The following is a 24,613-nucleotide window of genomic DNA, read 5'->3' as shown; positions in this document are numbered from 1 at the left end:
GATCTGAATGTCTTTGCCTGATTTTCTGAAGGCCAGACCGGCTGAGCCGGTCTTGGTTCACCCTGCGCAGGGCGAGGCTCTGCCCATCGTCTGCGACTCGCCGCACAGCGGCACAGCTTACCCGGAAGATTTTGGCGCTGTCGTGCCCATGAGCTTGCTGCGTCGTGGTGAAGACACCCATGTGGCCGCTCTTTGGGATCGCTGGCCCGAGTTTGGTGCGACCTTGCTTGAGGCCACCTTTCCGCGTACCTATATCGATCCCAATCGCAACGAGTCCGATCTCGACCCGGCGCAGATGGAGGGAGAATGGCCTGTCCCATTGGCGCCCAGTATCAAGACCCAGCAAGGGCTGGGGCTGATCTGGCAGCGCATCACCAAGGATGGGGTGGCAACGCCGCTGTATGAGCGCAAGCGCACGGTGGCCGAGGTGCAGCACCGCATAGCAAACTACTGGCGCCCCTATCACGCAGCACTGGCGCAGGCCATTGACGACAGCGTGGAGCGCTTTGGGGTTGTGTGGCACCTGAATCTGCACTCTATGCCCAATGATGTGTACCGCCGCCTTGGCCGCGACGATGCGCCTCCGCTGGCGGATTTTGTGCTGGGTGACCGCGATGGCACGACCTGCTCACCCGAGTTCATTCACCTGGTGGGCGACACTCTCAAGAGCTTTGGCTACAGCGTGGCCTATAACGAGCCTTACAAAGGTGTGGAGCTGATTGGCCGTATTGGTCAGCCGCAACTGGGTCGTCACTCCATGCAGATCGAAATTCGCCGTCCGGTCTATATGGATGAAGACACACGTGAACCCAATGATGGCTTTGAGCCGCTGCGTGGGCACTTTTCCAAGCTGATGCAGGTATTGGCGGACTATGTGCGCCAACAGATGCCCAGGAAATAAAGCGCGCTTGCTGCTTCAAGCCCGGCATTGCCGGGCTTTTTTGTGGCGGGCTCAAATGTCAAAAAACTGTGGCAAGGAAGCTGCGATTGAGGGATTCCTTATCGAAGCTGCTATCAGAATCAGTTACGCTCGCTGACTGGTGTCATCGTATGTCTGATGTAACAACACGAAAACATAGCGTCTAGGAATCGTACCGGAATGAAGTTCACTCCCATCGCAGTGCTGGTCATGTCGAGTCTGGCGGCCTTTGCCCAGAGCGCATCCGCGCAAACCGGTGCGGAAGGTCGCATGAATTTTTTGCGCGATTCCCGAGCCACTACCGCATCGGGGCCTCAGTTTGAATTCAGCCGTCTGCAATATGGCCCGCTGCCGATTGCAGGTTCGCGTGTAGCTTCCACGGCTGGCCCGCTGCAGGCTGCAGAGCGCGGCGATGCCAAGGCGCAAAACCAGCTGGGTGAGATGTATGCGCATGGTCAGGGCGTTCCTCAGAACGCGGCCACGGCGGCACAGTGGTTCCGCAAGGCCGCCGTGCAAAACCATGCGGGTGCGCAAAACAGCCTGGGTGCTCTGTATGCCAACGGTCAGGGTGTGCCGCAGAACTATCGCGAGGCTGCCCAGTGGTATGGCCGCTCGGCTCAGCAAGGCAATGCGGTGGCACAATACAACCTGTCCCATCTCTATCAGCAAGGTCTAGGCGTGCCTCAGAGCTTCAGCACTGCTGCGCAGTGGCTGGAGAAGGCGGCGGTTCAGGGGCATGTGACGGCTCAATTCGAGCTGGGCCAGCGCTACCTCAAGGGGAATGGCGTCGCCGTGAATTACATGACGGCAGCCGACTGGTTCAAGAAAGCCGCAGATCAAGGCCATGCCGAAGCGCAGAACCAGCTGGGCTCCATGCTGTCCGACGGCGTGGGCGTGAAGCTCGATCCCGTGCAGGCCGCCCAGTGGTTGCAGCGCGCAGCCGAGCAGGGCGATGCGCGTGCGCAGAACAGTCTGGGCCGCATGTACATGGATGGCGTGGGTGTGCCGCGCGACTACAAACTGGCGGCCTCCTGGTTCCAGAAGAGTGCCGAACAGTGGAATGCCGAAGGCCAAAATAACCTGGGGCGCTTGTATCTCTATGGCCTGGGTGTGGAGCAAAGCCCTGCTTATGCGGCGCAGTGGTTCCAGCGCGCTGCGGACCAAAACCATGCTGATGCTCAGTACAACCTGGGCACTGTGTATGCAGAAGGCCTGGGTACGCCCCAGAACTACGGCACAGCACTGGTCTGGTATCAGAAAGCAGCCGAGCAAGGCCACGCTGCTGCTATCAATAACGTAGGCACGCTGTACGCGGAAGGCCGTGGTGTGCCGCAAAACTATGCCAGTGCCATGCAGTGGTTCCGCCGTGCGGCGGACAAGGGTGATGCATCGGCGCAGTTCAATCTGGCGCGTCTGTATGCCGACGGTCAGGGTGGTGCCGCCAACCCGGCGCAGGCCGTCAAGTGGTACACGGCAGCAGCTGAGCAAGGCCACTCCGGTGCGCAGAACCGCCTTGGTGTGATGTATGCCGAAGGTCAGGGCACCGCCCGTGACAATGCCAAGGCCGTGCAGTGGTATCAGCGTGCTGCGGAGCAAGGCGATGCCGCCGCCCAGTTCAACCTGGGCATGGTCTATGCACAGGGGCAGGGCGTGCCGCGTGACAACGCCAAGGCCTACTTCTGGTACAACCTGGCTGCGATGGAGCTGGGTGGCGATGCTGCCAAGCGCCGTGACGAAGTGGCGAACCAGCTGAGCATTGCCCAGGTGGCCGAGCAGCAGAACAAGGCTCTTGCCTGGCAGCCCAAGCGTTAATACCGCCAAGCGGCATTTCCAACGCAAAAAGCGCTTCCTGGTGAAGCGCTTTTTCTTTGTCTGTGACCAAGGCAGCTGCCAAGTCTTATCTGGGGCAGGCAAGCCTGAACTCGGTAAACATGATGGCGGCGGGCATGGAGTTGCCTTGGCATTTTTGCTATTGAAAACAAAGCTGCTGCCGCTTATTGTTGAATGATTTCAGGTACTTTTATGCCTTAAACCATTAATGGTAAAGCGATAGCAGCTCTTAAATTAGATTTTATCGCCGGACTGTGAGGGGCTGAACATGTCTACGCGGTCGGTGATGATGCCGTCCGTGCCCAGGTCGATAAGGCGCTGTGCGGCCCACTCGTCATCGATGGTGTAGCTGCTGCAACGCAGGCCGGCACCATGCACTTTGGCGACCAGTTCGGGGCTCCACAGCGCGTGGTTGAGCACCATGACGGAGCAGTCCAGATCCAGCGCGAGTTTCAGGTCGGCATCGCCCGTACCATCGGCAAACTTATCCACCAGCAGCCCGCGTGGAATATGAGGAGCGACATCACGAGCACCCTTGAGCGAGTCGGGCTTGAACGAGGTAAACAGCGGCTGGACGATATCCTTGGGCCAGATGCGATTCATCAGCTCACCGCAGGCGCGGCCGGTTTCTTCTTCCTGGCCGGGCGTGGGCTTGATTTCCACGTTCAGGTGCAGGTGGTTAGCCAGGCACCAGCGGGCCAGGGCTTCTAGTGTGGGCAGGTTCTCGCCTGCATAGGCGCGCGAGTGCCAGCTGCCGGCGTCAAGCTGCGCGATCTCGCCCATGCTCAAATCGCCGCCAATGCCGTGACCGTTGGTTGTGCGCTCCAGGGTGGCGTCGTGCATCAGGAACAGCACGCCATCTTTGCTGAGTTTGGCGTCGCATTCAAAGAAGCGGTAGCCATGGAGGGCGCCCAGGCGAAAGGCACTCATGGTGTTTTCAGGGGCCAGCTTGCCAGCGCCGCGGTGAGCGACCCAGCGAGGGTAGGGCCAGGGTTTTAAAGCAGTTGTCATCACTTTCGTAGCCTTTACGTGACAAGAGCACCGCAAGCAGGGCTTGGGGTGCTCTTTTGAAAAATCAGTCTAGTGCGATCTCCTGGGTAGATCAGACACGTTTTCCTGTCTCTGCATTGAACCAATGCAGGCGGTCTTCGCGGGCAGAGATTTGGGCGGTTTCGCCGGGCTTGGGGTAGGGCTTGCCTTCTTCCACGCGCACGGTCACATTTTCGCCGTTGACTTTGCCGTACAGCAGGCGTTCAGCGCCCAGCAGTTCCACAGTCTCGACCTTGAACTCCACGCCGCCGGTTTCCACCACGTCAATGTGCTCGGGGCGGATGCCCAGGATCAGACCGGGTTTGCCATTGGGCGAGTTCTTGAGCAGGTTCATGGGGGGCGATCCAATGAAGCCGGCCACAAAGGTGGAAGCGGGCGTGTGATAGACCTCTTCGGGAGTGCCGAATTGCTCCACATTGCCGCCATTCATCACCACCATGCGCTGGGCCAGCGTCATGGCTTCCACCTGGTCGTGCGTCACGAACAGGCTGGTGATGCCCAGCTCGGCGTGCAGCTTCTGGATTTCCAGACGGGTTTGGCCGCGCAGCTTGGCGTCCAGGTTGGACAGCGGCTCGTCAAACAGGAAGACCTGGGGTTGGCGCACGATGGCGCGGCCCATGGCCACGCGCTGGCGCTGGCCGCCGGAGAGCTGGCGGGGCTTGCGGTCCAGCAGGTGGCTCAGTTCCAGGATCTTGGCGGCCTTGTCCACGCGTTGCTTGATTTCCGCTTCGGGCACCTTGGCGAGCTTCAGGCCATAGGCCATGTTCTCGTAGTTGGTCATGTGCGGGTACAGCGCGTAGTTCTGGAACACCATGGCGATGTTGCGCTTGGCGGGCTCCAGGTCATTGACCTTTTTGTCGCCGATGAGCAGGTCGCCATCGGTGATTTCTTCCAGGCCGGCAATCATGCGCAGCAGGGTGGACTTGCCGCAGCCCGAGGGGCCTACCAGCACGATGAATTCGCCATCATTGATCTCGACATTAATGCCGTGAATAACGGGCACGGCAGTCTTGCCGGTGCCGTAGCGCTTGACGATGTTCTTGAGGGAGATGGATGCCATGACAGGTCTTCCAGGTATTCGTTCAATAGGTCAAAAGTAGGTGCGAGAGGCGGTGGACGAGTTTTATTTCTCGGTATCCACCAAGCCTTTGACAAACCACTTTTGCATCAGCATCACCACGGCCGTAGGCGGCAGCATGGCCAAGATGGCGGTGGCCATCACAATGTTCCAGTCCACAGCGGCTTCACCACCGGCCAGCATGCGCTTGATGCCGATCACGACGGGGTACATGTCTTCCGAGGTGGTCATCAGCAGAGGCCACAGGTACTGGTTCCAGCCATAGATGAACTGGATCACGAACAGGGCCGCAATCGAGGTCTTGGACAAGGGCACCAGAATGTCTTTGAAAAAGCGCATGGCGCCTGCGCCGTCAATGCGGGCAGCTTCCACCAGTTCGTCCGGCACCGTCAGAAAGAACTGGCGGAACAGGAAGGTGGCTGTCGCCGAAGCGATCAGCGGAAGTGTCAGGCCGGCATAGCTGTTGAGCATGCCCAGCTCGGCCACGACCTTGTAGGTAGGCAAAATGCGCACTTCCACAGGCAGCATCAGCGTCAAGAAGATGGCCCAGAAGCACAGCATCTTGAAAGGGAAGCGGAAGTAGACGATGGCAAAGGCAGACAGCAGAGAAATCGCGATCTTGCCCACAGTGATGAGCATGGCGACCACGAAGCTCACCCACATCATCTGAATGACGTTGGTGTTGGAGCCGAGCTTGCCGGAGCCAATCAGGGCTTCCTTGTAGTTCTCCCACATGTGCGTGCCGGGCAGCAGCGGCATCGGGGATTGCACGATGGCGTCCGCTGTATGCGTGGAGGCGACCAGTGCCAGGTACAGAGGGAAGGCGACGATGGCCACGCCGAAAATCAGTACGGCGTGAGAGAAGAAATTAAGCCAGGGGTTGCGGTCGACCATGATCAGTACTGCACTTTCTTTTCAACATAGCGGAACTGGATCACGGTCAGCACGACAACGATCAGCATCAGGATCACGGACTGCGCAGCCGAGCCGCCCAGGTCCAGCGCCTTAAAGCCGTCCTGGTAGACCTTGTAGACCAGGATCGATGTAGATTGGCCGGGGCCGCCTTGTGTTGCTGCGTCAATGATGCCGAAGGTGTCGAAGAACGCGTAGACGATGTTGATCACCAGCAGGAAGAAGGTGGTGGGCGACAGCAATGGAAGCTGGATGTTCCAGAAGCGGCGCCATGGGCCGGCACCATCAATCGATGCAGCTTCGATCAAAGCCTTGGGGATGGACTGCAGGCCGGCAAGGAAGAACAGGAAGTTGTACGAAATCTGCTTCCACACCGATGTAATGACGATCAGGGCCATGGCCTGATTTTCGTTCATCAGATGGTTCCACTCATAGCCAAGCTTGCCCATGTAGTAGGTCACGACTCCGATGGAGGGCGAGAACATGAACACCCACAGCACGCCTGCAATCACAGGGGCAACAGCGTAGGGAATGATGAGCAGGGTCTTGTAGACCATGGCAAAGCGGATGATGCGATCCGCAAAGATGGCCAGAGCCAGAGACACGGCAATGCCGATGCCTGCGACCAGCACGGAAAACAGTGCGGTGCGCTTGAATGAGTTCAGATAGGTGGGGTCAGCGAACAACTGCTTGAAGTTGTCCAGGCCCACCCACTCGGTGCTCATGCCGAACGCGTCTTCCATCTGGAATGACTGGAGGACAGCCTGACCAGCGGGCCAGAAAAAGAAGATGCCGATGATCAGGAGCTGGGGTGCAATCAGCACCCAGGGAAGCCACCTGGATCGGAAAAGAACGCGTTTTTCCATGAGGAGTCACAAATAAAAAAACCACCGGAGCCTGTGTTCAGTCAACGTGGCATTCAAGGGGCTGTGCCTTGAGTGAAGGCACAGCGGGCCCGCAGGCGCCTTGCGGCGCCGATGGGATTACTTCTTGTAAGAACGCTCGAAACGGGCCAGCAGCTCATTGCCGCGGCTCACGATGGCGTCCAGTGCTTGCTGGCCGGTCTTCTTGCCAGCCCACACTTGCTCGAGTTCTTCGTCCTCGATGGTGCGGATCTGCACATAGTTGCCCAGGCGAATACCGCGCGAGTTGTTGGTGACCTTGCGGACCATCTGCGTCACAGCGGTGTCGGTGCCAGGGTGCTTGGCGTAGAAGCCGGACTTGTCGGTCAGCTCATAGGCGGCCATGGTCACAGGCAGGTAGCCGGTGCGCTGGTGCGAAGCGGCCTGAACCTTGGTTTGCGACAGGAATTCGAAGAACTTGGCAACACCCTTGTAGCGCTCAGCCGACTTGCCAGCCATGACCCACAGCGAAGCACCACCGATCACGGTGTTCTGGGGCGCGCCCTTCACATCGGGGTAGTAAGGCAGGGGAGCCAGCGCGTAGTTGAACTTGGCGTTCTTGGCCACGTCGCCGTAGAAGCCCGACGAAGTCTGGATCATGGCGCATTCACCAGCGGTGAAAGAGGCTTGGGCAGTGGAGCCGCGGCCCTTGTAGACGAACTCGCCAGCCTTGGCGGCAGCAGCCAGGTTGTCGATGTGCTTGACGTGCAGAGGCGAGTTCACCTTCATGCGAGCCTTGTAGCCATTAGCGGAGAGGCCGTTTTGCTCGGTGGCGAACTCCACGTTGTGCCATGTGGAGAAGGACTCCAGCTGGGTCCAGCCTTGCCATGCCAGCGTCATGGGGCAGCTGTGGCCGCTGGCCTTGAGCTTCTTGGCGGCTTCAAACACTTCGGGCCAGGTTTTAGGGGCCACGTCAGGGTTCAGGCCGGCCTTCTTGAAGGCGTCCTTGTTGTAGTAGAAGATGGTGGTCGAGCTGTTGAAGGGGAAGCTCAGCATCTGACCATTGGGGGCGGTGTAGTAACCGGCCACGGCAGGGATATAGGCCTTGGGGTCGAAAGAGACGCCCGCATCAGCCATCACCTTGGCCACAGGCACGGTTGCTCCCTTGGAGGCCATCATGGTGGCAGTGCCCACTTCAAACACTTGAAGAATGTCAGGAGCGTTGCCGGAACGGAAAGCGGCAATCGCAGCTGTCATGGATTCGTCATACGCACCCTTGAAGGTGGGGACGATTTTGTAATCCTTCTGGCTTTCGTTGAACTGCTTGGCCAGGTCATTGACCCACTCGTTGTTCACGGCGGTCATGGAATGCCACCATTGAATTTCGGTGGCGGCTTGGGCCGAGAAGGCGGTGGCGGCGACGGCTGCAGCCATGGCCAGTTGCTTGAATTGCATGAAGGCTCCTCTAACGATCGTTGACGCAATGTGCGGATACGCACATTAAGTCATTCGTATGACATATACGTGTCATTGTTTGCATGGGCTCGGCGCTTCACCATGGGCAGAACCCGCAGACTGAAGTCGCCATGTGACGACCTCGTGACGCTTGATGGTGCGCGAAGCTGCGCCATTTTAGGTCAAGGTAATTTCGTTTGTTGTTGGTAGTCTTTCGTATTGGATTGCTTTTGCTTCGGAAATGTATGATTTTTGTCTCAATAGGCAGCTTGAGGCACAAGGCCTTTTTGCATGTGCCTGACGCAAGACCCTTCAATGCCCTTAAGAGCAGGGTGAGAGTTGATAGAGGCAAGGTTGTGCTAAGAGGGATACCGCTGTTTTGACGATTGCAGGGCTGATTACTCAGAACCCACAGCCAAACATAAGTAAGCAGGCCTCGCTTAAAATCGTCATCCCACTGGCTTCGGGGCGCCACAGGGCGCCCAACACGGTCTACCCCATGAATGTACCGATTGCGCTGGCTGCCGCCTTGCAGGCTCAGGCTGCCGAACCCGCACGACTGCGTGAGATTCCTTATAACTACACCTCGTTCTCTGACCGTGAGATCGTGATCCGTCTGCTGGGCACATCCATGTGGGATGTGCTCAATCAGCTGCGCCAAGAGCGTCGCACTGGTCGATCTGCCCGCATGCTCTACGAAGTGCTGGGGGATATCTGGGTTGTGCAGCGCAACCCCTATCTGCAGGACGACCTGATTCACAACCCAGATCGTCGCAAGTCGCTGGTTGAGGCACTGGAACACCGCCTCTCTGAAATCGACAAGCGCCGTGAGCCTGACGAAGATGCGGGCCGCGATCAGCTGGTGGGCCAGTTGGTGGATGCCGCGCATCGCGCCGTGCATGAATTCAATGCCACGTTTGTCGAGGCCGAGCAGCTGCGCCGTCGCGTCAACAAGACGCTGCGTCGCTATACCGCCAAGGACAATATCAAGTTCGACGGCCTGTCGCGCGTGGCCCATGTGACCGATGCGACCGACTGGCGTGTCGAGTACCCGTTCGTCGTTCTGACCCCTGACACCGAAGCCGAGATGGCAGGTCTGGTCAAGGGCTGTATCGAACTGGGTCTGACCATCATTCCGCGTGGAGGCGGCACCGGCTATACAGGCGGTGCTATTCCTTTGACATGGCGCTCGGTGGTCATCAACACTGAAAAGCTGGAAGCGCTGACCGAAGTCGAGATGCGCATGATCCCCGGTGTGGATCATGAAGTTCCCACGATTTATTCCGAAGCCGGAGTTGTGACCCAGCGTGTGGCCGATGCGGCTGAGCGTGGCGGTTTCGTCTTTGCGGTGGACCCCACTTCCATCGAGGCATCGTGCATCGGCGGCAATATCGCCATGAATGCGGGCGGCAAGAAAGCCGTTCTTTGGGGTACGGCGCTGGACAATCTCGTGTCTTGGCGCATGGTGACGCCCGACGCACAGTGGCTGGAAGTCACGCGTCTGGACCACAACCTGGGCAAGATTCACGACGCCGAGATGGCCTGCTTCGAGCTCAAATACTTTGAAGCCGACGGCAAGACTCACCTGCGCACCGAACGCCTGGATATTCCGGGCAGCACTTTCCGCAAGGAAGGACTGGGCAAGGACGTGACGGACAAGTTCCTGTCGGGTCTGCCCGGCATCCAGAAGGAAGGCACCGACGGCCTGATCACCAGCGCGCGCTGGGTGGTGCACCGCATGCCTGCGCACACGCGCACCGTGTGCATGGAGTTCTTTGGCAATGCCAAGGATGCCGTGCCCTCCATCGTCGAGATCAAGGACTATATGTTCGCCGAGCAAAAGCGCTCGGGCGTGCTGTTGGCCGGTCTCGAACACCTGGACGACCGTTACCTCAAAGCCGTGGGTTATGCGACCAAGAGCAAGAAGGGCAACGGCCATCTCCCCAAGATGGTGCTCCTGGGCGATATCGCCGGAGACGATGCCGACGAAGTGGCCCGCGTGACCAGCGAAGTGGTGCGCATTGCCAATTCGCGCAACGGCGAAGGCTTTATTGCCATTAGTGCCGAGGCGCGCAAGAAATTCTGGCTGGACCGCAAGCGCACGGCAGCGATCTCGCGCCATACCAACGCCTTCAAGATCAATGAAGACGTGGTGATTCCGCTGCCGCGCATGGCCGAGTACACCGATGGCATCGAGCGCATCAATATCGAGCTCTCGCTGCGAAACAAGCTCAAGCTGTGCGATGAGCTGAGCAACTTCTTCAAGCATTCCGACCTGCCGCTTGGCAAGAGCGACGATGCAGGCGATATCCCCAGCGCCGAGCTGCTGGAAGACCGCGTGCAGCAGGCCCTGGGTCTGGTGGCCGAGGTGCGTGCGCTGTGGCAAGGCTGGCTGGACGGCGTGGCCACGCTGTTCCCCCAGCTGCAGGATCACACCCTGCGCGCCAGCTGGAAGACCCAACTCAAGGAGCCGCTGTCCAAGATTTTTGCGGGTGCTGCCTTCCAGCCGCTGCGCGAATCCCTCAACGAGATTCACCAGAAGGTGCTCAAGGGCCGTGTCTGGGTGGCGCTGCACATGCACGCCGGTGACGGCAATGTGCACACCAATCTGCCCGTCAACTCCGACGACTATGAGATGCTGCAGACCGCGCACGAAGCCGTGGCCCGCATTATGGATCTGGCGCGCAGTCTGGACGGCGTGATCTCGGGCGAGCACGGCATCGGCATCACCAAGCTGGAATTCCTCTCGGATGAAGAGCTGGCGCCGTTTGCTGCATACAAGAAGCGCGTGGACCCTGAAGGCCGTTTCAACAAGGGCAAGCTGATCCGCAACGAAGAGTGGGATGCCTCGGCGCACCAGAGCCACGACGGCCGCTCGCCGCGCGAATCGCTGATGTTTGCCGATCTGACCAATGCCTACACGCCGTCCTTCGGCCTGATGGGCTATGAGTCCATCATCATGCAGCAGTCGGACATTGGCGCCATTGCCAACTCCGTCAAGGACTGCCTGCGCTGCGGCAAGTGCAAGCCCGTGTGTGCCACCCATGTGCCACGCGCCAATCTGCTGTACTCGCCTCGCAACAAGATTCTGGCGACCTCGCTGCTGGTCGAGGCCTTCCTCTACGAAGAGCAGACGCGCCGCGGCGTGTCGCTCAAGCATTGGCAGGAATTTGAAGATGTGGCCGACCACTGCACGGTCTGTCACAAGTGCTTCAACCCTTGCCCGGTCAAGATCGACTTCGGCGATGTGACCATGAATATGCGCAATCTGCTGCGCAAGATGGATAAGAAGAGCTTCCGTCCTGGCAACAAGCTGGCGATGGCCATGCTCAACGCCACCAACCCGGACACCATCAAGTTCATGCGCTCGGCCATGGTGGGCGTGGGCTTCAAGGCCCAGCGTCTGGCCGCCGATGTACTGGGTGCCGTGGCCAAGAAGCAGACCGCGCATCCGCCCGCTTCGGTGGGTACGGCTCCCATCAAGGAGCAGGTGATTCATTTCGTCAACAAGAAGCTGCCTGGTGGCCTGCCCAATAAGACGGCACGTGCCTTGCTGGATATTGAAGACAAGGATTACGTGCCCATCATCCGTGACCCGCAGGCCACCAAGTCGGACACCGAAGCGGTGTTCTACTTCCCAGGCTGCGGCTCGGAGCGTCTGTTCAGCCAGGTCGGTCTGGCCACGCAGGCCATGCTCTGGCACGCAGGCGTGCAGACCGTGCTGCCGCCCGGCTACCTGTGCTGCGGCTATCCCCAGCGCGGCTCGGGCCAGTTCGACAAGGCCGAGAAGATGATTACGGACAACCGTGTGCTCTTCCATCGGGTGGCGACCACGCTCAACTACCTGGACATCAAGACCGTGGTGGTGAGCTGCGGTACTTGCTATGACCAGCTGCAGGGCTACCAGTTCGACAAGATCTTCCCCGGCTGCCGCATCATCGACATCCACGAATATCTGCTCGAAAAGGGCATTACGTTGCAGAACAAGGGCGCATACCTGTACCACGACCCTTGCCACACGCCTATGAAGCAGCAAGACCCCATGAAGACCGTCAAGGCCTTGATGGGTGACGATGTGCTCAAGAGCGAACGCTGCTGTGGTGAATCTGGTACGTTGGGCGTGACGCGACCAGACATCTCTACGCAGATTCGCTTTCGCAAGACCGAGGAAATTCGCAAGAGCGAGACCGCATTGCGTGAGTCCGGCAAGTTGGGCGAAAAGGACAACGTCAAGATCTTGACCAGTTGCCCCAGCTGCCTGCAAGGCCTGAGTCGCTATGGCAACGACCTGAACAACGGTTTGCTCGAAGCCGACTACATCGTGGTCGAGATGGCTCGCGACATTCTGGGCGAGAACTGGATGGTCGATTACGTCAAGCGTGCCAACGCCGGCGGTATCGAGCGCGTGCTGGTTTAAGGCAGCCATGAGCAAGCAAGATAACTGCCCTTTGTGCGCCGCCGATGGCGGTAGCCTAGTCTGGCGCGGTGACAAGCTGCGCGTTATTCGTGTTCAGGAAGAAGGGTTTCCTGCTTTCTACCGCGTGGTCTGGAATGATCATGTGGCCGAGTTTTCGGACCTAAGTGCGCAAGATCGCATTGTCTGCATGGATGCTGTGGCGCTGGTCGAGCGGGTTCTGCGCGAGCAACTTGCCCCTACCAAGATCAACCTGGCGGCACTCGGTAATATGGTGGCGCATCTGCACTGGCATGTCATTGCCCGTTATGACTGGGATAGCCACTTTCCCGCATCGGTATGGGCAGCGGCTCAGCGCGAGCGTGATACGCGGCGAGAGCAGGCGGTAGCAGGGCAGTTGCCCCAGGTGGATGCAGCGCTGAAAAAAGCGCTGGACTACTGGTCAGAGTGAAGTTTTTCATCTCCGTCAGGAGATTCAAAGGGCAGCCCAGGCTGCCCTTTTATGCATTGAATAGGAGAGAGCCATGGCCGGATTGCAAGCCAATACTCCCACCCCCCAGTCGCTGATTGTGCATGGCGCATCACGCGTGCTGGAAGTTTCATACACGGATGGAAAGACCTTTCGTATCCCCTTTGAGCTATTGCGCGTGTATTCGCCCTCGGCCGAAGTGCAAGGGCATGGGCCGGGGCAGGAAGTTCTGCAAACGGGTAAGCGTGAGGTCGGCATCAATACCATTGAGCCGGTGGGCAACTACGCTATCAAGCCTTTCTTCAGCGATGGGCATGAAAGCGGCCTCTTCACCTGGGAATATCTTTATCAGCTGGGCAGCCAGCAGGACGAGCTGTGGCAGCAATATCTGCAGCGTCTTGAAGAGGCGGGACTTGATCGTGATACACCCATGCCTGAAAAAGGCGGCAGCGGTCATGGCTGCAGCGTGCATTGAGCTTTGACTCGAAGAGGACTTGTCAGCGCGGTGAAACGCTGCTGGCAGCGTTCCTCTGATGCCACATTGCCCGTGCGTTATGCGCAGGGTTATTGAGGCTGATGCTATATTTACAATAGCTTGTAGCGCTTACTAGATAAGCGCTAGAGGCCGATTCTTTTGAAAAACCATAGTGCTTCAAAGCCTGTAGTCATACGGGGTTGTCGCTGTACGCGCGAGCACTGCCTGCTTAGCATTCTTTGTTATGAGCTCCACACACTTCGGATTCCAGACTGTTGATGAAAGCGAGAAGGCATCGCGCGTACGCGGTGTGTTCGACTCCGTGGCTTCCAAGTACGACGTCATGAATGATGTGATGTCTGGCGGTCTGCACCGCGCCTGGAAGGCATATACCCTGATGGTGGCTAACCTCAAGGAAGGCGACAAGGCGCTGGATATTGCGGGTGGTACGGGCGATTTGGCACTGGCGTTTTCCAAGAAGGTTGGTACTTCTGGTCAGGTGGTGCACACCGATATCAACGAGGCCATGCTGCGCGTGGGGCGTGACCGCCTGACGGACAAGGGTGTGATTCTGCCCACGCTGGTCTGCGACGCAGAAAAGCTGCCCTTCCCCGACAACCACTTCGACCTGGTGAGCGTGGCCTTTGGTTTGCGCAATATGACGCACAAGGACGCCGCGCTCAAGGAAATGAACCGCGTGCTGCGCCCAGGCGGTAAGTTGCTGGTGCTGGAGTTCTCCAAGGTAGCCAAGCCTCTGGAGAAAGTCTATGACTGGTATTCGTTCAAGATTTTGCCAGCCATGGGGCAGATGATTGCAGGCGATGCCGAAAGCTATCGCTATCTGGCGGAATCCATCCGCATGCACCCTGGCCAGAAGGAACTTAAGGCCTTGATGCAGCAATGCGGCTTTGGTCATGTGGACTATCACAACATGACTGGAGGCGTTTGCGCCCTGCATGTGGGAATCAAGTGTTAATTGCGCCTGAGACGCAGACTTTTATTTATTTTTGAGAAAAATGGAGATGAGATGAAGAAACTCTGGTCTATCGCTTTGGTGGCAATGCTGGTCGTAGCCCATGGCCAGGCCGATGCAAAACGCATGGGTGGTGGCTCGTCGTTTGGCAAGCAATCCGGCAACGTCACGCAGCGTGAAGCTTCTCGTGCTCCCGCTCAAAACAACACGCAGCAGGCTCCTGCGCAAAATGCGGCGCAGCAAAACCGCGCAGCGACACCGGCAACGCCTGCTGCTGCGCCGAAGAAGCCATGGGGCGCCATGCTGGGTGGCCTGGCTGCTGGACTGGGCCTGGCTTGGCTGGCAAACTCGCTGGGCATGGGCGAGGCCTTTGCTAATATGCTGATGTTTGGTTTGTTGGCCATGGTCATCATGGTGGTGGTCGGCATGATCATGCGTCGTCGCAAGGCTGCGCCTGCTGCACAAAACAATAGCAGCCCGTTCGCCTTCCAGGGTGCAGGCAATCTGGGTGGCAACGTGGATGCTCCTCAGGCCCGTCAGTACAATCCTGAAAAAGTGGGTAACGATGCATCGGCCCGTCCTTGGGAGCAAAACCACATCCCTGAAGCCGCTGCTGCAGCTGGTGGCTCTATGATCGGCTCGGCCCTGTCCGGCTCTCAGAACTGGGGCGTGCCCGCTGACTTCGACGCCGAGGGCTTCCTCACGGCTGCCAAGCGCAATTTTGTGACGCTGCAGTCGGCATGGGATAACTCGGATATCACGACCCTGCGCTCCATGATGACCGACGAGATGCTGTCGGAAATTCGCAGCCAGCTGTCCGAGCGCGAATCTCAGCGTGCGGGTGAGCCCAATCACACTGATGTACTGATGATTGATGCTCAGCTGCTGGGTATCGAAGATCTGGGCAATGGCTACATGGCCAGTGTCGAGTTCTCCGGCATGATCCGCGAAGAAGCTTCGGCAGGTCCCAGCCCCTTCCGCGAAGTCTGGAACATGACCAAGCCCAAGAGCGGCTCCAGCGGCTGGCTGGTTGCCGGTGTGCAAGCGCTGCAGTAAGCAACATAGCAATCTGGCATGCCCCCTGCCAGAGGCACCAAGCAAGCGCCGCCGCGCAGTGATGGCGCCATCCCCCTCAGGGGGGAAGGCGCAAAGCGCCACAGGGGGGAATCAATTTCATGAATAATCGGGGGCTATGGCAACACAGTCTCCTTTTTCTTTTCTGGGCAGTCTCGTCGAACGCGTGATGGCCGGCCCCCAAGCTCCCGAATGGCTGGTGAGTGAGATGCACCAGCGCCTGGTGCTTTTCCTCAACCATGTGCTGATGCAGGAAAAAGAGGCTATGGATCGCCTCGTGCGTCAGAAAGGCCGTATTGCGCGCGTGCAATGGCGTCAATATTCGGTGGCGCTTCTGGTGACGCCGGCGGGCCTGTTTGATGTCGCTCCAGAGGATGCCGCGCCCGATCTGATGCTGGAGGTGACTGAAACCTCTCCTCTGTCGTTGGCTCAGACAGCTTTGCGTGGTGACAAGCCCAGTATCCGCATTGAAGGTGATGTGCAGTTTGCGGCCGAGATCAACTGGCTGGTGGACAACATCAAATGGGATGTGGAAGAAGATCTGGCTCGCCTGATTGGCGATGTGCCTGCCCACACCTTGGGCAAGTTTGCCCGTATGGCTGCTCAGGGCCTGCGTCAGTTTGTCGGCGCACGCATGGGCGGCAAGACAGGCGCTGCAGATGTTGCCAGCACCCCCGCCAGTACTGCACCCGTGGCATCCATGCCCGGTGCCGATCACACACAGCCATGAGCCGCTTTTTGCGAGGCTGGGCCATCCTCTGGGTGGTGTTCCGTTATGGGCTTGATGAGCTGGTGCTCTCCGGGATCCCTCATCCGCGCCTGCGCAGTCTGCGCAGCGTGTTGACCTTCGGGCGCAAACTCGACAAGCCGCGTGGCGTACGCCTGCGTGAGGCTCTGGAAGAGCTTGGCCCCATTTTTGTGAAGTTTGGTCAGGTGCTGTCTACCCGCAGTGACCTGATGCCGCCCGATGTGGCAGAGGAGCTGGCCAAGCTGCAGGATCGTGTGCCTCCGTTCGACTCGCAAATCGCGGTGGACACCATTGAGCGCTCTTTCCGCAAACCGCTGGAACAGATTTTTGCCAGCTTTGAGCGTCAGCCCGTAGCCAGTGCCTCGATCGCTCAGGTGCACTTCGCTACGGTCAGAGACAAGGCCGGGGTTGAGCACGAGGTGGCGGTCAAGGTGCTGCGTCCGGGCATGAAGTCCGTGATCGACAAGGATCTGGCGCTGATGCACATGATGGCGAGCTGGCTGGAAAAGCTCTCCCACGATGGCAAACGCCTCAAGCCCAAGGAAGTGGTTGCCGAGTTCGACAACTACCTGCACGACGAGCTGGATCTGATCCGCGAGGCTTCCAACGCTGCGCAGTTGCGCCGCAATATGGAAGGTCTTGACCTGGTGCTGGTTCCCGAAATTTTCTGGGACTACTGCCATACCGATGTGATGGTGATGGAGCGCATGAAAGGCGTTCCCATCAGCCAGGTCGAGCGTTTGCGCGAAGCTGGGGTAGATATTCCCAAACTCGCGCGTGATGGCGTGACCATTTTCTTTACCCAGGTTTTTCGCGACGGCTTCTTCCATGCCGATATGCACCCGGGCAACATCATGGTCAGCCTGGAGCCCGATACCTTCGGACGCTATATTTCGCTGGACTTTGGCATCGTCGGCACCCTGACCGAATTCGACAAGGAATATCTGGCACAGAATTTCCTTGCCTTTTTCCGTCGCGACTACAAGCGCGTCGCTGCATTGCACGTGGAAAGCGGCTGGGTGCCAGCCACCACGCGGGTGGAAGAGCTGGAGGCGGCGATTCGCGCCGTGTGCGAGCCGTACTTTGACCGCCCTCTGGCAGAAATATCACTAGGCATGGTGCTGATGCGCCTGTTCCAGACCTCACGCCGTTTTCAGGTCGAGATCCAGCCGCAGCTGGTACTGCTGCAAAAGACGCTGCTCAACATCGAAGGCTTGGGGCGCCAGCTGGACCCCAATCTGGACCTCTGGAGCACCGCCAAGCCATTTCTTGAGAAGTGGATGCTGGAACAAATGGGGCCGCAGCGCTTGTTGCAGGAGCTGCAGGCACAGGCGCCCCGCTACGCGAAAATTCTGCCCGATATTCCTCGAGTCCTGCATCAGTACCTGTCTAAACAGGGGGTAGCTGGTGACAACGAGGCGCTTCTCAAAGAGCTGCTCCAGCAGCAAAAGACAACAAACCGCTTGCTGCAAGCCATTCTCTGGGGCGGCATCGGCTTTGTGATTGGCCTGCTGGTGTTGCAGATTCTGCTGCGCATCCGCTTCTGAACTTTTCCGTTTTCAAAGTCTGAGGAGTGCCAGCGTGCTGCTCTCATTGGTGATCGTCTATCTGTTTGTGACCATTGGCATTGGTCTGTGGGCGGCTAAACGCGTCAAAAATACGGCGGATTTCGCCATTGCCGGGCGACATCTGCCGCTCTACATGATTATTACCACCACGTTTGCGACCTGGTTTGGGTCGGAGTTGGTGCTTGGCGTGCCTGCCAAGTTCATTGAAGGGGGTCTGCAAGCGCTGGTGGAAGATCCATTCGGTGCAGGCATGTGTCTGATTCTGGTTGGGTGCTTTTTTGCGGCCAAGCTCTACCGCATGAACCTTCTGACCATCAGCGACTATTACCGGTCGCGCTACGGGCGCAGCATTGAAGTGATCTGTTCGCTGATCATCATGATCAGCTATCTGGGCTGGGTTTCGGCCCAGGTGACGGCGCTGGGTCTGGTGTTCAATCTTCTCTCGGGTGGGGCTGTCAGCATTCCCATGGGGATGACGATTGGTGTCTTGTCGGTGCTGATCTACACCCTGTTTGGCGGTATGTGGTCTGTGGCCGTGACAGACTTTGTGCAGATGATCATTCTGGTCGTCGGCTTGCTGGTGCTGGCTTTTTTTGCGGGCGACATGGCGGGCGGCGCTGGCAAAGTGATTGACTTGGCCAGCAGCAAAGACCTGTTTCGCTTCCTGCCAGAGCCATCGCTGCATGAAATCGTGTTCTTTATTGGCGCTGCCGTGACCATGATGCTGGGCTCCATCCCGCAACAGGACATCTTTCAGCGCGTGATGTCGGCCGATACCGAGAAGTCTGCTGTACGCGGCACCATCATCGGTGGCGCTTGCTATGTGATCTTTGCCTTTGTGCCCATGTTTCTCGTGGCCAGTGCGCTCATCATCATGCCCACCGAAGCAACAGCCTTGCTGGCAGATGATCCGCAGAAGGTGCTGCCCACGCTGGTCATGGACAAGATGCCGTTTGCCATGCAGGTGCTGTTCTTCGGCGCGCTGCTCTCTGCCATCAAGTCTTGCGCCTCGGCCACCTTGCTGGCTCCCAGCGTGACGTTTACCGAAAACATCTGGCGCCAGTTCCGTCCCTACACCACGGACAAGGACAACCTCAAGACCATGCGTATCAGCGTGCTGGTGTTTTCCGCCTGCGTGCTGGCTTACTCCATCGTCATGGAAGGCACGCCTATCTATGAGTTGGTGGCCAGCGCCTACCAGGTGCCACTGGTGGGGGCTTTTGTTCCCCTGGTCTTTGGTCTGTACTGGAAGCGAGCCACGACACAGGGAGCTATCTGCGCCGTCTCCATGGGCATCGGTGTCTGGCTGATCTTCATGGCGACGCCCGTTCTGCATGAGGCTTTTCCGCAGCAGCTGGCGGGTCTTTTGGCTGCGGTCACGGGCATGCTGGCGGGGTCTTTGCTGCCGCAGTGGATCAGCAATTACCGGCGTGAAATCGAACTTGTGGGTGCAGCCAAGGCCTGAAAAGGCAGATAAACGGCTTTGGTGCTCGATTGCGCTGTCCGGCAAAACGAGGGCTGACGCCTATAATTGAGGGTTTTTGCACTTCCCTCGTTTTAGCGTTATGCCTATTTATGCATACAAGTGTGGCTCCTGTGGTCATGCCAAGGATGTGCTGCAGAAAATCTCGGATGCGCCGCTGAATGTGTGCCCAGCTTGCGGGGCCGAGGCCTTTTCCAAGCAGCTCACTGCTCCGGGCTTTCAGCTCAAGGGGTCTGGCTGGTACGCCACAGACTTCAAGAACAGCGGCAGCAAGCCGGCTGCAAGCACATCTTCATCCAGTGAAAGTGCTGCTGCACCTGCAGCGGCTCCCGCCACTGCCAATTCCTGAGGCGACGTGAGTCTATGTCTGCATTGCGCAAGTGGCTGATTGCCGGTTTGTTGGTCATCGTTCCATTGGTGATCACGCTGGGCGTGCTCAACTGGATCATTGGAACGCTGGATCAGACGCTGGCCATTTTGCCGGAGGCCTGGCAGCCTGACAGATTGCTGGGCGTGCATATTCCCGGCTTCGGCGTGATTTTGACCTTGCTGATCTTGCTGCTGGTCGGCGGCATCACCAGTAACTTCATCGGCCGCAAGCTGGTGGGTTGGGGCGATGCGCTGGTGCGTCGTATTCCCGTGGTGCGCTCTATCTACTCCAGCGTCAAGCAGGTCTCGGATACGGTGTTCTCGGACAGCGGCAACGCTTTTCGCACGGCAGTGCTGGTGCAGTGGCCGCGCGAGGGGGTCTGGACGGTGGCGTTTGTCACCGGTCAGCCTAGCGGCGAGGTGGCAGCCTTGCTGCGTGATGACTATCTCAGCGTCTTCGTCCCTACCACGCCCAACCCCACCGGGGGATACTTTGTGCTGGTGCGCCGAAGCGAGTGCATTGAGCTGGAAATGAGCGTGGATGCAGCGCTCAAATACATTGTTTCGATGGGGGTGGTGGCTCCGCCGGACCTCGCTGCGATCGAAGAATCCAAACAAACAACCTTGTCGCACCCTTAAGGTGCAGGAAGAATTTTCATGGCAATGCGTTCTCAATACTGCGGTCTGGTGACCGAAGCCCAAATGGGCGAAACCGTGACCCTGTGCGGCTGGGTGAACCGCCGCCGTGACCACGGTGGTGTGATCTTCATTGACCTGCGCGACCGCGAAGGCTATGTGCAGGTGGTGTGCGACCCCGATCGCGCCGAGATGTTCAAGACCGCTGAAGGCGTGCGCAACGAGTTCTGCGTACAGGTCAAGGGTTTGGTGCGCCCCCGTCCTGAAGGCACGACCAACGACAAGCTCAAGAGCGGCCAGATCGAAGTGCTGTGCCACGAGCTGAACGTGCTCAACGCCTCCGTCACGCCTCCCTTCCAGCTGGACGACGAGAACCTGTCGGAAACCGTGCGCCTGACAAACCGCGTGCTGGACCTGCGCCGTCCCGTGATGCAGCGCAACATGATGCTGCGCTACAAGACCGCCATCCAGGTGCGCAACTATCTGGACAAGCTGGGCTTCATCGACATTGAAACCCCCATGCTGGGCAAGTCCACACCCGAAGGCGCTCGCGACTATCTGGTGCCTTCGCGCGTGCATGACGGCGAATTCTTTGCGCTGCCCCAGTCGCCCCAGCTGTACAAGCAGATGCTGATGGTGGCCGGCTACGACCGCTACTACCAGATCACCAAGTGCTTCCGCGACGAAGACCTGCGCGCTGACCGCCAGCCCGAGTTCACTCAGATTGACTGCGAAACTTCGTTCCTGAACGAAGAAGAAATTCGCGCCATCTTCCAGCAGATGATCACGGAAGTGTTCAAGACACAGCTGGACGTGGATCTGGGCGAGTTCCCCATCATGACCTACCAGGATGCGGCTTTCCGCTTCGGTTCGGACAAGCCTGACTTGCGCGTCAAGCTGGAGTTCACCGAGCTGACCGACTGCATGAAGGACGTGGACTTCAAGGTCTTCTCCACTCCCGCTACCACCAAGGGTGGCCGCGTGGTGGCCCTGCGCGTGCCCGGCGGTGCTCAGATTTCGCGTGGCGAGATCGACGGCTACACCGAGTTCGTCAAGATCTACGGCGCCAAGGGCCTGGCCTGGATCAAGGTCAATGAAGTGGCCAAGGGCCGTGATGGCCTGCAGTCGCCCATTGTCAAGAACCTGCACGACGCAGCGATTGCTGAAATCTTGAAGCGCACCGGCGCGCAAGACGGCGACCTGCTGTTCTTCGGCGCTGACAAGGAAAAGATCGTCAACGACTCCATCGGCGCTCTGCGTCTGAAGGTTGGTCACAGCGAATTCGGCAAGAAGAACGGCCTGTTCGAGGACAAGTGGGCACCGCTGTGGGTGGTGGACTTCCCCATGTTCGAGCATGACGAGGAAGACAACCGCTGGGTGGCCGTGCACCACCCCTTCACCTCGCCCAAGGATGGCCACGAAGAGCTGATGGTCACCGACCCCGGCAAGTGCCTTGCCAAGGCCTACGACATGGTTCTGAACGGCTGGGAGCTGGGCGGTGGCTCGGTGCGTATCCACCGCGCTGATGTGCAGGCCAAGGTGTTTGCAGCGCTGAACATCACTCCCGAGCAGCAGCGTGCCAAGTTCGGCTACCTGTTGGACGCGCTGCAGTACGGTGCGCCTCCCCACGGTGGTCTGGCCTTCGGTCTGGACCGTCTGATCACGCTGATGACCGGTTCCGACTCCATCCGCGACGTGATTGCCTTCCCCAAGACCCAGCGCGCCCAGGACTTGCTGACACAAGCTCCTTCGCCCGTGGATGAGAAGCAGCTGCGCGAGCTGCACATCAAGCTGCGCAACGCAGCGGTGATTACGACCGAAGCTTGATACAGACACTGACGGCACAAGGTTTTTTCACGGACTTTGTGCCATAGTGCGGGCGCCAGACAGCGATTGTGCTGCTGGCGCTTTTTTGTTTTCTATATTTGATAGCTGGTAGCGCTTGCCAGCTCTTAGTTTCAATGCGTTTTGTATCTGAAATCAATAAGCAGCCAGCGGAATCAGCTATCAAAATTGCGGCAATTGCCGTGCTTCTGGGCCTAGCGGGCTGTGACCGACAGCAGACCGAGCTGGGCCGTGGCGGCTCGGAAATTACGGGCTCGGCCGGGCCGCGAGGCGCCAACCAGGCGGCGCAGTCCCTGGAGCGCTGTCAGGAGCCTATTGCCACGGTGGCGCTGGTGGAGAACCCACGCGGCTACGTCATGCCCTATGGCAGCGGGCGTCTGCCGCCCACGCCGGTGCCGCTGGTGAAGTTGCTGGCACAGCAAAGCGGCTGCTTTCGCGTCGTTGATCGCAATGCGGGCCTGCAGGGCACGATCCGAGAAGGCGAGCTGCGCGACTCCGGCGTGCTGCGCAAAGGTGGCTCGGTTCAAAAAGGCAAGGGTTATGAGGCGCAGTATCAGCTGGTGCCCAGCCTGACGTTCAGTGAGCAAAATGCGGGCGGCGGGCTCTCGGGAATCATCGCCATGATTCCGGGCTTGCGTGACATTGCCGGGCTGGCAGGAATGGCCGAGCAGGTCAAACTCAAGGAAGCGCAGACGGCCCTGTTTCTCACAGATACCGAAACCACGGAGCAAGTGGCAGCCAGCACCGGCTCGGCGCGCGCCACCGACCTGGGTGTCGGCGGCCTGGTGCTGGGGCGCGTGGGCGGGGCCGCAGGGGCAGGCTGGAGCAATACCAACGAGGGCAAGGTCATCGCCGCATCGTTTTTGCACGCGCACAACGAGCTGGTTTATCAGCTGCGTGCGTTGCAGTCCAAGCCATTGCCGCCTGCAGTGCCAACGCGCCCTGTCTCCTAGTCAAGCAGTGAAGTGAGGCAGACTGATCTCGGCGATGTCTGCCGAACGAGCAGGAGTCCAAGTGAAGTCAAGCCAAAGCGACGCAGGCTACAAAATTCCGCAGTCCGTGCTGGTGGTGATCTACCGCCAAGACGGGCAGGTGCTGCTGCTGCGCCGCACGGTGGATGCGCCTGATGGGGTGCCATTCTGGCAGTCGGTGACCGGCAGCAAGGATTTCGAGGACGAGGACTGGTGTGAGACGGCAGCGCGTGAGGTGCAGGAAGAGACCGGCATTGATGCCTTGGCTCCTGGCTGCCATCTACAGGACTGGGAACTTGAGAACCGTTACACCATCTATCCACAGTGGCTACATCGCTACGCTCCCGGAGTCTGGCAGAACCAGGAAAGAGTCTTTGGCCTTCTTGTTCCGTCCTACATGTCCGTGCACTTGAATCCGAGAGAGCACACCGCACATGATTGGCATGATTGGCGCGACGCAGCTGCGCGCTGTTTTTCTTCTTCCAACGCAGAAGCTATCCTGCTCTTGCCGCGTTTTGCTCCTGAGATTGCCGCTTTCAGGGGCTCGCAGGGGCGGTTATAAAAATTGACTGCTTATGTCTGAATCTGAGTTGATCGTGCCACCCGAGCCGCAAATCCTGCGCGTGGCGACTTACAACATTCACAAGGGCGTGCAGGGTCTGGGCCCGGCCCGGCGGCTGGAGATTCACAACCTGGGCCTGGCCGTGGAGCAGCTCGATGCCGACATCGTCTGTCTGCAGGAAGTGCGCAAGATGAACCGCAAGGAGGAGCAGTACTTCGACCGCTGGCCCAGTGTGCCGCAGGCCGAGTATCTGGCTCCCGAAGGCTATGAGTCGGTTTATCTGACCAATGCCTATACCAAAGATGGCGAGCATGGCAATGCACTACTTAGCCGCTGGCCGGTGATTGGTTACCAGCATGAGGACATCTCGGACCACCGCTTCGAGCAGCGCGGCCTGCTGCATGTGGAGCTGGATATTCAGGGCAAGCGCGTGCACTCTATCGTCGTCCACCTGGGGCTGATTCCGGGCAGCCGCATTCGCCAGGTCGCCATGCTGGAGCGCTTTATCGAGCGCGAGGTGCCGCCCGACGCACCTTTGGTCGTGGCGGGTGACTTCAATGACTGGGGCAACCAGATCAAGCGCATGCTGGCCGGATTTGGATTGTTCGAGTTCGAGGAAACGCAGGGCATCATGACCTATCCCTCGCGCATGCCGCTGGCCCAGTTGGACCATATCTATGTGCGAGGCCTGACCCCGCTGGGGCTGCAAGTGCCTAGGGGACGCATCTGGTGGCGGATGTCGGATCACCTGCCGCTGATCGCAGAGTTTCGGCTGTAGATCCCCCTGAGACGCTTCGCGCCTCCCCCCTCTCTCTACGCGCTGTGCGCTATAGGAGGGGGCGACAGCCTCGCTGCGCGGCGGCGCTTGCTTGCTGTCACCTTGCTGGAGTACGCCAGTTTTTGAAATTGCACCCTGATGCTCCTGAAACCATAGCTTTCA

Annotated in this window: 22 protein-coding genes; 17 read left to right on the top strand and 5 right to left on the bottom strand. The window is 58.9% G+C overall.

Translation table 11 applies throughout. From position 1 onward, the window contains the following. Positions 1-7 precede the first annotated feature (7 nt). The 3 genes from AC2I9W_RS07400 to AC2I9W_RS07390 all read left to right on the top strand — a co-directional run bounded on the left by AC2I9W_RS07400 (position 8) and on the right by AC2I9W_RS07390 (position 2,927). Positions 8-901 (top strand): N-formylglutamate amidohydrolase, encoded by an 894-nt coding sequence (locus AC2I9W_RS07400; RefSeq protein ID WP_486409360.1) that lies wholly within the window; start codon positions 8-10, stop codon positions 899-901. A 198-nt stretch (positions 902-1,099) separates the two neighbouring features. Further along, the gene (locus tag AC2I9W_RS07395; RefSeq protein ID WP_486409359.1) at positions 1,100-2,731 is read left to right on the top strand and encodes an SEL1-like repeat protein; all 1,632 of its coding nucleotides are present in this window, start codon (positions 1,100-1,102) and stop codon (positions 2,729-2,731) included. After that, on the top strand, positions 2,709-2,927 hold the full coding sequence (locus AC2I9W_RS07390) for a hypothetical protein (protein ID WP_486409358.1): 219 nt from the start codon (positions 2,709-2,711) through the stop codon (positions 2,925-2,927). The genes AC2I9W_RS07395 and AC2I9W_RS07390 overlap by 23 nt, the downstream gene beginning before the upstream one ends. Before the next feature lie 56 nt (positions 2,928-2,983). Here AC2I9W_RS07390 and ugpQ read toward each other — a convergent pair whose 3' ends face one another. The 5 genes from ugpQ to ugpB all read right to left on the bottom strand — a co-directional run bounded on the left by ugpQ (position 2,984) and on the right by ugpB (position 8,086). Next, on the bottom strand, positions 2,984-3,760 hold the full coding sequence (ugpQ, locus tag AC2I9W_RS07385) for a glycerophosphodiester phosphodiesterase (protein ID WP_486409357.1): 777 nt from the start codon (positions 3,758-3,760) through the stop codon (positions 2,984-2,986). Positions 3,761-3,851: 91 nt separating this feature from the next. Then, on the bottom strand, positions 3,852-4,859 hold the full coding sequence (locus AC2I9W_RS07380; RefSeq protein ID WP_486409356.1) for a sn-glycerol-3-phosphate import ATP-binding protein UgpC: 1,008 nt from the start codon (positions 4,857-4,859) through the stop codon (positions 3,852-3,854). 63 nt (positions 4,860-4,922) lie between these two features. After that, positions 4,923-5,771: a sn-glycerol-3-phosphate ABC transporter permease UgpE gene (gene ugpE, locus AC2I9W_RS07375; protein WP_486409355.1), complete on the bottom strand. Its 849-nt coding sequence runs from the start codon at positions 5,769-5,771 to the stop codon at positions 4,923-4,925. Positions 5,772-5,773: 2 nt separating this feature from the next. Next, positions 5,774-6,655, bottom strand: coding sequence for a sn-glycerol-3-phosphate ABC transporter permease UgpA (ugpA, locus tag AC2I9W_RS07370; protein ID WP_158389758.1), 882 nt, complete (start codon positions 6,653-6,655; stop codon positions 5,774-5,776). A 117-nt stretch (positions 6,656-6,772) separates the two neighbouring features. Beyond that, positions 6,773-8,086: a sn-glycerol-3-phosphate ABC transporter substrate-binding protein UgpB gene (ugpB, locus tag AC2I9W_RS07365; protein ID WP_158389760.1), complete on the bottom strand. Its 1,314-nt coding sequence runs from the start codon at positions 8,084-8,086 to the stop codon at positions 6,773-6,775. A gap of 499 nt (positions 8,087-8,585) precedes the next feature. Between ugpB and AC2I9W_RS07360 the strand changes: the two genes are divergently transcribed. The 14 genes from AC2I9W_RS07360 (at position 8,586) to AC2I9W_RS07295 (ending at position 24,451) form a co-directional block, all read left to right on the top strand. Then, positions 8,586-12,503, top strand: coding sequence for a DUF3683 domain-containing protein (locus AC2I9W_RS07360; protein WP_486409354.1), 3,918 nt, complete (start codon positions 8,586-8,588; stop codon positions 12,501-12,503). A 7-nt stretch (positions 12,504-12,510) separates the two neighbouring features. Beyond that, positions 12,511-12,951: an HIT family protein gene (locus tag AC2I9W_RS07355; RefSeq protein ID WP_486409353.1), complete on the top strand. Its 441-nt coding sequence runs from the start codon at positions 12,511-12,513 to the stop codon at positions 12,949-12,951. Between the two features lie 73 nt (positions 12,952-13,024). Next, positions 13,025-13,444, top strand: coding sequence for a gamma-butyrobetaine hydroxylase family protein (locus AC2I9W_RS07350; protein WP_486409352.1), 420 nt, complete (start codon positions 13,025-13,027; stop codon positions 13,442-13,444). 244 nt (positions 13,445-13,688) lie between these two features. Then, entirely contained in the window at positions 13,689-14,420 is a 732-nt protein-coding gene (gene ubiE, locus AC2I9W_RS07345; protein ID WP_486409351.1) for a bifunctional demethylmenaquinone methyltransferase/2-methoxy-6-polyprenyl-1,4-benzoquinol methylase UbiE, read from the top strand. A gap of 51 nt (positions 14,421-14,471) precedes the next feature. Beyond that, positions 14,472-15,473, top strand: a complete 1,002-nt coding sequence (locus AC2I9W_RS07340; RefSeq protein WP_486409350.1) for a Tim44 domain-containing protein — start codon at positions 14,472-14,474, stop codon at positions 15,471-15,473. Positions 15,474-15,609: 136 nt separating this feature from the next. Continuing rightward, positions 15,610-16,221 (top strand): ubiquinone biosynthesis accessory factor UbiJ, encoded by a 612-nt coding sequence (locus tag AC2I9W_RS07335; protein WP_486409349.1) that lies wholly within the window; start codon positions 15,610-15,612, stop codon positions 16,219-16,221. Next, a complete protein-coding gene (gene ubiB / locus AC2I9W_RS07330; RefSeq protein WP_486409348.1) occupies positions 16,218-17,786 on the top strand; it encodes a ubiquinone biosynthesis regulatory protein kinase UbiB in 1,569 nt (522 codons plus the stop codon). The genes AC2I9W_RS07335 and ubiB overlap by 4 nt, the downstream gene beginning before the upstream one ends. A gap of 34 nt (positions 17,787-17,820) precedes the next feature. Next, on the top strand, positions 17,821-19,272 hold the full coding sequence (locus tag AC2I9W_RS07325) for a high affinity choline transporter 1 (protein ID WP_486409347.1): 1,452 nt from the start codon (positions 17,821-17,823) through the stop codon (positions 19,270-19,272). Positions 19,273-19,372: 100 nt separating this feature from the next. Beyond that, complete coding sequence (locus tag AC2I9W_RS07320; RefSeq protein ID WP_158389778.1) at positions 19,373-19,639, top strand: FmdB family zinc ribbon protein; 267 nt, start codon at positions 19,373-19,375, stop codon at positions 19,637-19,639. A gap of 14 nt (positions 19,640-19,653) precedes the next feature. Further along, positions 19,654-20,298: a DUF502 domain-containing protein gene (locus AC2I9W_RS07315; RefSeq protein WP_486409346.1), complete on the top strand. Its 645-nt coding sequence runs from the start codon at positions 19,654-19,656 to the stop codon at positions 20,296-20,298. A gap of 18 nt (positions 20,299-20,316) precedes the next feature. Further along, a complete protein-coding gene (aspS, locus tag AC2I9W_RS07310) occupies positions 20,317-22,122 on the top strand; it encodes an aspartate--tRNA ligase (RefSeq protein ID WP_486409345.1) in 1,806 nt (601 codons plus the stop codon). Between the two features lie 134 nt (positions 22,123-22,256). Further along, positions 22,257-23,093 (top strand): CsgG/HfaB family protein, encoded by an 837-nt coding sequence (locus AC2I9W_RS07305; protein WP_486409344.1) that lies wholly within the window; start codon positions 22,257-22,259, stop codon positions 23,091-23,093. 61 nt (positions 23,094-23,154) lie between these two features. After that, positions 23,155-23,673: a dihydroneopterin triphosphate diphosphatase gene (gene nudB / locus AC2I9W_RS07300; protein WP_486409343.1), complete on the top strand. Its 519-nt coding sequence runs from the start codon at positions 23,155-23,157 to the stop codon at positions 23,671-23,673. A 13-nt stretch (positions 23,674-23,686) separates the two neighbouring features. Further along, positions 23,687-24,451, top strand: coding sequence for an endonuclease/exonuclease/phosphatase family protein (locus AC2I9W_RS07295; RefSeq protein ID WP_486409342.1), 765 nt, complete (start codon positions 23,687-23,689; stop codon positions 24,449-24,451). Positions 24,452-24,613 lie beyond the last annotated feature (162 nt).

The organism is Comamonas sp. FUJ_7 (assembly GCF_057369555.1).
Note: the sequence above shows the minus strand (reverse complement) of the source record. Positions and strands in the feature narration are given on the sequence as shown.